This is a genomic window from Archangium sp. (assembly GCF_036388035.1).
Taxonomy (GTDB): domain Bacteria; phylum Myxococcota; class Myxococcia; order Myxococcales; family Myxococcaceae; genus Archangium.
This window is the reverse complement of record NZ_DASVSO010000270.1, coordinates 1-8,398: the sequence shown is the minus strand read 5'-3', so window position 1 is coordinate 8,398 and position 8,398 is coordinate 1. Positions and strand designations below refer to the sequence as shown.

At 70.9% G+C, this 8,398-nt stretch carries 8 protein-coding genes and 1 tRNA gene; 6 read left to right on the top strand and 3 right to left on the bottom strand.

The window, feature by feature from the left end; all coding sequences use genetic code 11:
* Positions 1 to 196 precede the first annotated feature (196 nt).
* Positions 197 to 269, bottom strand: a tRNA-Asn gene (locus VF697_RS11425).
* A 139-nt stretch (positions 270 to 408) separates the two neighbouring features.
* Here VF697_RS11425 and VF697_RS11420 point away from each other — a divergent pair.
* The 6 genes from VF697_RS11420 to VF697_RS11395 all read left to right on the top strand — a co-directional run bounded on the left by VF697_RS11420 (position 409) and on the right by VF697_RS11395 (position 6,656).
* On the top strand, positions 409 to 1,611 hold the full coding sequence (locus tag VF697_RS11420) for an RsmB/NOP family class I SAM-dependent RNA methyltransferase (protein ID WP_331094188.1): 1,203 nt from the start codon (positions 409 to 411) through the stop codon (positions 1,609 to 1,611).
* Between the two features lie 103 nt (positions 1,612 to 1,714).
* Positions 1,715 to 2,626: an LD-carboxypeptidase gene (locus tag VF697_RS11415; RefSeq protein ID WP_331094193.1), complete on the top strand. Its 912-nt coding sequence runs from the start codon at positions 1,715 to 1,717 to the stop codon at positions 2,624 to 2,626.
* On the top strand, positions 2,623 to 3,798 hold the full coding sequence (locus tag VF697_RS11410) for a serine hydrolase domain-containing protein (protein WP_331094186.1): 1,176 nt from the start codon (positions 2,623 to 2,625) through the stop codon (positions 3,796 to 3,798). Before VF697_RS11415 ends, VF697_RS11410 begins: the two co-directional genes overlap by 4 nt.
* Complete coding sequence (gene mpl / locus VF697_RS11405) at positions 3,791 to 5,257, top strand: UDP-N-acetylmuramate:L-alanyl-gamma-D-glutamyl-meso-diaminopimelate ligase (protein WP_331094184.1); 1,467 nt, start codon at positions 3,791 to 3,793, stop codon at positions 5,255 to 5,257. Before VF697_RS11410 ends, mpl begins: the two co-directional genes overlap by 8 nt.
* Positions 5,258 to 5,259: 2 nt before the next feature.
* Positions 5,260 to 5,811 (top strand): TlpA disulfide reductase family protein, encoded by a 552-nt coding sequence (locus tag VF697_RS11400; protein WP_331094183.1) that lies wholly within the window; start codon positions 5,260 to 5,262, stop codon positions 5,809 to 5,811.
* 20 nt (positions 5,812 to 5,831) lie between these two features.
* Positions 5,832 to 6,656, top strand: coding sequence for an inositol monophosphatase family protein (locus VF697_RS11395; protein ID WP_331094181.1), 825 nt, complete (start codon positions 5,832 to 5,834; stop codon positions 6,654 to 6,656).
* A 4-nt stretch (positions 6,657 to 6,660) separates the two neighbouring features.
* Here VF697_RS11395 and VF697_RS11390 read toward each other — a convergent pair whose 3' ends face one another.
* Both VF697_RS11390 and VF697_RS11385 read right to left on the bottom strand, forming a co-directional pair.
* Positions 6,661 to 7,272: a polysaccharide biosynthesis/export family protein gene (locus VF697_RS11390; RefSeq protein WP_331094190.1), complete on the bottom strand. Its 612-nt coding sequence runs from the start codon at positions 7,270 to 7,272 to the stop codon at positions 6,661 to 6,663.
* A 13-nt stretch (positions 7,273 to 7,285) separates the two neighbouring features.
* Positions 7,286 to 8,398 (bottom strand): hypothetical protein (locus VF697_RS11385; RefSeq protein ID WP_331094179.1); only part of this gene is annotated, 1,113 nt, incomplete at its 5' end.

Here is an 8,398-nt window from a genome sequence, read left to right as displayed (position 1 = left end):
GCATCGAGGTGGATGTGCTCCTCGCGAGACGAGCCCGCCGGGTTGTAGTGCTCCAGGTCGGTCTCGAACCGCTCGAGCTGTTCTAGAGCCGCCCGGAGCGTGGTCGCCCACGTACTGATTTGCCCGTGTTGTGCCCGTGGGAAGAGGAGGGCAAAAGAAGAAGGGCGCCAGACTTTCGTCTGACGCCCTTCTTGTGCTCCCCGACGAGGACTCGAACCTCGGACCTAGTGATTAACAGTCACCCGCTCTACCGGCTGAGCTATCGGGGAATATGTCCGCTGCGCGTCGGCCGTTGGTGAACCGCCGCGACAACGAGGTGCTTTCTAAAGAACGGAGTCCGTCCTGTCAACATCCCGTTTCGACCCGCTCTCGCGACTTCGCCCGGTTCCCTGGTCGGCGCTCGATGGGATGACCCCCATCGTCGTCGAGGCCCTCTCCCACGTCCTCTCCGGCGGCAGCTCCGCGGAGCGCGTGTTGGACCGCACCCTGCGTGCGCACCGGCAACTCTCGCGCGAGCAGCGCCAGGTCCTCGCCGAGGCCGTCTTCAACATCGGCCTGTGGCGCCGTCGGCTCGGGTTCCACCTGGGCATCCCCGACGCTCCCGCTCCCGCGCTGCTCTTCGTCTTCCTCCATCGGCTCGTCGGCCTCCCGGCCGAGGAGGCCGCCCGGCTCGCGGGCCTCGAGGCGCCGCCAGCCCTCGTCTCCGCAGAGCCCCCGTCGCTCGCCCTCCGGTACTCCCTGCCTGACTGGCTCGCAGAGCACTTCACCCGCGAGCTCGGCCCCGCCGCCGACGACTTCTGCGCCCACCTCAACGTCCCCGGTCCCATCACGCTCCGGGTGAATCGGCTCCGGACCACCCGTGAAGCCCTGGCCGAGCGGCTGCGCTCCGAGGGCGTCGAGACCCGGCCTGGGGCCTTCAGCCCCCTCGCGCTCCATGTCGTGGGCCCCAGGCCCAACCTGTATGGGCTCGCTTCGCTGCGAGAGGGCCTCTTCGAGGTGCAGGACGAGGGCAGTCAGCTCCTCGGGCTCCTCGTCGAGGCCCGGCCCGGGGAGACCGTGCTCGACCTGTGCGCCGGGGCCGGGGGCAAGACGCTCCAGCTCGGCGCCGCTCTGGAGAACCGGGGGCGGCTCCTCGCGTACGACCCGGATGCCGAGCGGCTCGACCGGCTCCTGCAGCGGTGCTCCCGCGCGGGCCTCTCGAACGTCCAGGTGCTCCGGGCGCCTCCGGAGGGCGTGCTCGCCGACCGGGTGCTCGTGGATGCCCCGTGCTCGGAGCTGGGTTCCCTGAGGCGTGGGCCCGACCTGCGGTTCCGCATCGACCCCGCCACCCTCATCGAGCTGCCTCGGGTCCAGCGCGACATCCTCGCTCGCGCGCGCTCGCTCGTGCGTCCCGGCGGGCGGCTCGTCTACGCGACCTGCACCGTGAACCGTGCCGAGAACGAGGAGGTTGTCTCGGAGTTCCTGCGCTCGGCCCCGGAGTTCCGGACGGTCTCCCCCGGGGCGGGGTGGTTGGACTCCTCGTGCGTCCGGGAGGGCTTCCTGTTCTGCGCGCCGCACCTGCACGGGACCGATGGGTTCTTCGCCGCCGTGCTCGAACGGGCGGGCGGGTAGGGGACCAGACAACCTCACCCTGGCCTTCTTCCGGGGGGAGAGGGGAGGTTGTCACCCGGACATGTGGTGTTCGAAGCACGGGGACACCCGCTCCCCCGGTGCTATGAAGGCGCCCGTGCGTTGGCTCAAGCCCCTCCCGCTGCGTCCTCGCGACACCGTCCACGTCGTGGCCCCCGCCGGCCCCTTCGACCGCCCGAGTTTCGAGGTCGGCCTCAACGTCCTCGCTCAGCGCTACTCGCCCGTCTTCCGGCCCGACCTCTACGAGAGCTGGCGCTACCTCGCCGGCACCGATGCCCGTCGTGCCGAGGAGCTCTCCCACGCCCTCACCGACTCCAGCGCCCGCGCCGTCTTCTGCGCCCGCGGAGGCTACGGGTGCATGCGTCTCCTGCCGTCCCTCCCGCTCGCGGACATGGCTCCCACGGCGCTCGTCGGCTTCTCCGACGTCACCGCCGTCCACCTGCCGCTCCAGGGGCTCGGCCGCGTCACCATCCACGGGCCCGTCGTCACCCACCTGGGCAAGCAGCCTCCCGAGGTCCAGGAGTACCTCTTCCGCCTCCTGGAGTCCCCCGAGGCCCCGCCGCCCCTCCAGGGCAAGGACTCCTTCGTCCCCGGCGTCGTCGAGGGACGGCTGCTCGGCGGCAACCTCTCCGTCTTCTCCCGGCTGCTGGGCACTCCCTACATGCCGCCGCTCGACGGGGCCGTCCTCTTCCTCGAGGACGTAGGTGAGCGTCCCTACCGGCTCGACCGCATGTGGACCCACCTCAAGCTCGCCGGCGTGTTCGAACGCGTGCGCGGCATCGTGCTCGGGGACTTCACCGACTGCGAGGTGAAGGACGCCCCCTACGGCAGCGCCGATGTCCTGCGCTCGCTCGCCGAGGAGACGGGCCTCCCGTGCGCCGCCGGCTTCCCGGTCGGCCACGACACGCCCAACTACCCCATCGCCCTCGGCACCCACGTGCGGTTGGATGCCAGCGCCGCCCGCCTCACCTTCCTGGAAGGAGCGGTGCAGGCATGAGCAGTCACCCCATCGCCGACCTCCAGAGCGCACTGGAGGAGGCCATCACGCTCGGCATCTTCCCGGCCGCGCAGGCCGTGGTGCTGCACCGGGGCGCCCAGGTCTTCGGGGGCGTGGCCGGCAACGTCACCGGGGACACCCGCTTCGACCTGGCCTCCGTCACCAAGGTGCTCTGCACCACCGCGCTCTTCCTGCGCTTCTGGACGGAGGGGAAGGTGGGGCCCGAGACCCCGGTGGCCCGCTTCTTCCCGGGCTCGCCCGTGGGGGAGGCGGGGGCCACCGTGGCGGATCTGCTCTACCACCGCTCGGGCCTGCCGCCCTTCGTGCCCTTCTTCGCCGAGGCGCTCACCTCCACCCCCGAGCTCCTCGACCCGGGCTGTCCCTCGGCCACCCGCGCCCGCGTCCGCGACGAGGTCATCCAGGCCGCCGCGCGCACCCCGCTCGCCGCCCCGCTGCGCACCCGCACCGCCTACAGCGACGTGGGCTTCATCCTCCTGGGGGAAATCCTCTCCCGCGCGGGCGGTGCTTCCCTGGACGTCCTCTTCTCGCGCCATGTCTCCGAGCCGCTCGGCCTCTCCGCGCGCTTCCACCGCCTCACGGACTTTCCCACCGACGGTCGCGTCGCTCCCACCGGGGCCACCCGTCCCCGCGAGCCCGCTCCCGGCCAGGAGAAGATGTGGGGCGAGCTTCCCTCCCGTCCCTCCCTGCCCGGCGAGGTGGATGACGACAACGCCTGGGTGATGGACGGCGTCAGCGGCCACGCCGGTCTCTTCGGCACCGCGGTGGACGTGGCCCGCTTCGGCCAGGCCATCCTCGCGGGGTGCTCGGGAGACGCGGCCCTCGCCCCCGGGCCCCTCTGGTTCCGCGCGCTGGCGACCGATCCGCTCGTGGAGGGCAGCACCCGCTCCATGGGCTTCGACTCGCCCTCCGAGCGCCTGTCCAGCGCGGGCCACTTCATCGGCGACACCCCTCCGGGCGCGGTGGGCCACCTCGGCTTCACCGGCACGAGCCTCTGGGTGGACCTGCGCCGCTCCCTCGTGGTGGCGCTCGTCACCAACCGCGTGGCGCTCGGCCGCCAGGAAGTGCGCATCCGCGATTTCCGTCCCGTCTTCCACGACCTCGTCGTGCAGGCCCTCGGCCTCCATGACCTCACCCCGAAAGCAAATGGCTGACGACAACGGCAACGTCCTCGAAACCATCTCCCCCGGCGCGGTGCGCCGCATCCACCTCGTCGGCGTGGCCGGCACCGGCATGGGCTCGTTCGCGGGCATGCTCAAGGCCGCGGGCTATGAAGTCACCGGCAGCGACGAGAACGTCTACCCGCCCATGAGCGACATGCTCCGCAACTGGGGCATCCAGGCGCTCACGCCGTACAGCCCGGGGAACCTGGACGTGGCGAAGCCGGACCTCGTCATCATCGGCAACGTCATCCGCCGGGTGAACCCCGAGGCCACCGCCGTGCGCGAGCGCGGCATTCCGCAGATGAGCTTTCCGGCCGCGCTCGGCTCGCTCTTCCTGGACCGCGCCCACTCCGTCGTGGTGGCGGGCACCCACGGCAAGACGACCACGTCGTCGATCATGGCCCACGTCCTCGTGGAGGCGGGGAGGGATCCGTCCTTCCTCGTGGGCGGCGTGACGCAGAACTACTCGGGCAACTACCGCGTGGGGAAGGGCGCGCACTTCGTCGTCGAGGGCGACGAGTACGACACGGCCTACTGGGACAAGGGCTCCAAGTTCCTCCACTACCGGCCGAAGACGGCCATCCTCACCAGCGTGGAGTTCGACCACGCGGACATCTTCCGCGACCTGCCGCACTACGAGGCCACCTTCGACAAGTTCGTCCGGCTGATTCCGAAGGACGGCCGGCTCGTGGTGTGCGCCGCGTACCCCAACGCCGTGCAGCTGGCGAAGGCCTGCCCCGGCCAGGTCGTCACCTACGTGGCCAAGGAGGGTGCCGAGGCCGACTACACCCCGCGCAACGTGCGCTTCGGCCCCGAGGGCGCCCGCTTCGAGGTGCTCGAGCGCGGCACCGTGCTCGGCACCGTGCTGCTGCCGCTCTCCGGCCTGCACAACGTGGAGAACACGCTCGGCGTCATCGGCGCGGCGCGGGGCCTCGGCCTCTCCTTCGAGGAGATCGCCAAGGGGCTCGCCACCTTCCAGGGCGTGAAGCGTCGGCAGGAGGTGCGCGCGGAGATCGGTGGCATCCTCGTGGTGGACGACTTCGCGCACCACCCCACGGCGGTGCGCGAGACGATCGCCGCCATCCGCCACCGCTACGCGGATCGCCGGCTGTGGGCCATCTTCGAGCCGCGCTCCAACACGAGCCGCCGCAACATCCACCAGGAGGACTACGCGCACTCTTTCACCGGCGCCACGCGGGCCAGCCTCAAGGTGCCCGAGCGCCATGACAAGGTGCCCACCGGCGAGGAGCTGGACGTGCCTCGCGTCACCGAGGAGCTGAAGAAGCAGGGCATCGCCGCGGACTACGCCTCGGACGTGCCCACGCTCGTCGAGCGCGCCGCTCGCGAGGCCCAGCCTGGGGACGTGCTGCTCGTCATGAGCAACGGCGCCTTCGGCGGCTTCATCGAGAAGCTGCTCGTCGCGCTGCGCGCCCGCATGGGAGAGAAGTGAGCATGCGCCCTCTCTCCCTCGCCCTGGCCGCGCTCGCCCTCGCGGGCTGCGCCCAGAAGATGCCGGTGCTCACCGGCCCCGCGCTCCCGACGGCCTCCTCGGCGGCCCTGTCCTCCGACACGCCCGCCCCCCTGGAGTTCACCGTCAAGCGCTACCCCGGCGGCGAGCCCCACGCCATCGTGGGCGACCGCGGCAACGTGGTGCTGCTCGACGTGTGGGCCACCTGGTGCGAGCCCTGCCGCGACGCGCTCCCCATCTACGAGGATCTCGCGAAGCACTACGCCGCGAAGGGCCTCAAGGTGTACGCGCTCAACGTGGATGAGGACTCCCGCGCCATTCCTTCCTTCCTCAAGGAGACGAAGGTGAGCCTGCCCATCCTCGTCGACGCCAACGCCGAGGTGGCGGACAAGGTGCTGAAGGTCCGCTCCATGCCCACCACGCTGCTGATCGACCGCAAGGGCGTGGTGCGCTATGTGCACGAGGGCTTCACCGAGGAGTTCCTCGCCAAGTACCAGGCGGAGATCGAGCTGCTGCTCGCCGAGCCCGCCCAATAGGAAAAGAGGGAGGAGCCGCCATGTCCGAGGAGTCGCCCGCCACCCTGCGCCGCACCGCCGAGGAGGGAGCCCGGCTCGCCGGCCGGGTGCTCGCCGAGCGTTTCCTGGGCGAGCGCACCATCGAGTACAAGGGCGGCATCGACCTCGTCACGGACGCGGATCGCGCGGCCGAGGAGGCGGTGCTCGGCTTCATCCGCCAGCGCTACCCCGGCCACGCGGTGCTGGCCGAGGAGAGCGGGGCCTCCCAGGGCTCGGGCTTCCGGTGGATCGTGGATCCGCTGGACGGCACCACCAACTACTCGCACCGGGTGCCGCACTTCTGCGTGAGCGTGGGGGTGGAGGGGCCGGACGGGCTGCTCGCCGGCGCCATCTACGATCCCATGCTCGACGAGCTCTTCTCCGCCGCGCGAGGGGAGGGGGGCACGCTCAACGGCCGGCCCCTGCGGGTCTCGGGCACCACGGAGCTGGGACACGCGCTGCTGTGCACGGGCTTCCCCTACGACGTGCACCAGCGGCCCGAGGGCCCGGTGGGCCTGTTGCGGCGCTTCATCGTCCGGGCGCAGGGCATGCGCCGCACGGGCAGCGCGGCGCTGGACCTGGCCTACGTGGCCGCGGGCCGGTTCGATGGCTTCTTCGAGTTCGGCCTCAAGCCCTGGGACGTGGCCGCCGGAGCGCTGCTGGTGCAGGAGGCGGGCGGGACGATGGTGCGCATCGACGGAGCCCCCTTCCAGGTGGGAATCGGAGACGTGCTCGCGTGCGCGCCGGGACTGGCCTCGCAGCTCATCACCGAGTCCAAGGGCTTCCTCGCCGACATCGGCTGGACGCCCCCGGCCCCGCGCGCCTGAGCGCCTAGAAGAAGCTCTCCGGGACGAAGACGATGTCACCCGGCTGGAGGGGGAAGTTCTTCTCCTGGCCGTCGCGGATGTCCTTCACCGGGACGCGGACCTTCTGCTGCTGGCCCTCTGCCTGCCGCGCCACGGTGGTGCCGTTGGGCGAGGCCAGCTTGGTGAGGCCGCCGGCCATGGTGATGGCCTCGATGATGGTCATCCCCTCCACGTAGGTGAACGTGCCCGGCTTCTGCACCTCGCCGAAGACGAAGACCTTCTTCGAGTTGTACTCGCGGATGGCGACGGACACGTCGGGGTGGCGCAGGTAGCGGGCGAGGCACTCGCGCAGGAGGTCCGCAGCGGTGCCGGAGGTGCGGCCCGCCAGGTGGATCTTCCCGCACAGCGGGTAGTCGATGGTGCCCTCGGGGGACACGGCCCACACGCCCGAGTGGTCCGGCTCCTGGTAGACGCGCACGTCCACCAGGTCTCCCGGGCCCAGGGTGCGGCGGGTGTCGGAGCCGTCGGAGGGCGAGGCCTCCACCTTCGCCGCGGCCTCGGTCGCCAGGGGAGGCGTGGCGGTGCGGCACGCGGTCGGCGCGACGAGCAACAGCACGAGCAGGGAGAGGATGCGCATCACGGTGGCCGTCTCAGTAACTCACGGTCATCCGAACATACCCTTCGTGCCGGGTATAGTTGATGCCGGCTCCAGGCTCGTTGGACGACCGCAACCCCAACAGGTAGCCGACCCCGCCGATGAGCCAGCGCTGGAACTGGTACTGGGGACCGATGTCCACCTTGAAGAGGCGGTCGCGCCGGGTCCCCTGGAAGCTCAGGTAGTCGAAGGCGACCATGCCCCTCAAGGTGAGCCGGCCGCCGAGCAGGGCCTGCCCCTCCAGGTAGCCGCGATCGTCCCGGAACAGGCCGAAGATGGCCACGGGCTCCAGCGCGCGCGTGTAGCCGACCTTCACGCTGGCCGTCTGGCTCAGCATGTAGGTGCCCTCGAGCTGGGCGAGGAAGGTCCCACTCGCGGTCGCGCCGAAGTCCTGGCCCCAGCCCACCAGGGCCGTCATGGCGATCTTCGGGGACACCAGGCCCGCGAGTCCCAACCGGGTACTGAGCAGCAGGGCCTCCGGCGTGCTGCCCCAGGTGTAGTCGCGGTAGTTGAACTGGGTGTCCACCACCACCGCTGTCTTGGGCAGGAAGCGCCAGCGGGCCCCCAGGCTCGCCCGCAGGTTGCTGTAGTCGAACTGGTTCACCGCGGCGGGATCACACACGAGCGAGTCGCAGCCCACGGGGAACATGGCCGCGAGCGGCTTGAAGCGCTCGAAGCCCCACGACAGCTCGGGCGTGACGCTGATGGCGCCGCCGCCGGGCTTGAGCGGCATGCCCAGCCGCACCTCGTTGTAGAGCGACAGCAGGCCCGCGCCGATCGCCACACTGCGGGTGCGGTCCGAGCGCTCGAAGTGGTCCGCCAGCACCAACGACACGGGCGCATGCTGGTTGAAGTTGAGCGTGAGATCCGCCAGCCCCTCCAGATGCGAGTTGTTGGTCGAGCCGGGCGTCAGCAGGCCGGTGTAGTGGACGTAGTCAATGTAGCCCCGTAGATCCACGGCCAGCTTGGAGCCGGGCAGCTCCAATTGCAGGCCGGGCCGGAAGTGCAGCAGGGCCTCTCCGGAGAGCGTGGCGGACACCTCGCTGCCGTCCGTGTTGCCCGGGGGTGGGAAGTAGCCGGCCGCGCTGTCGACGCGTGTCTCGAAGTC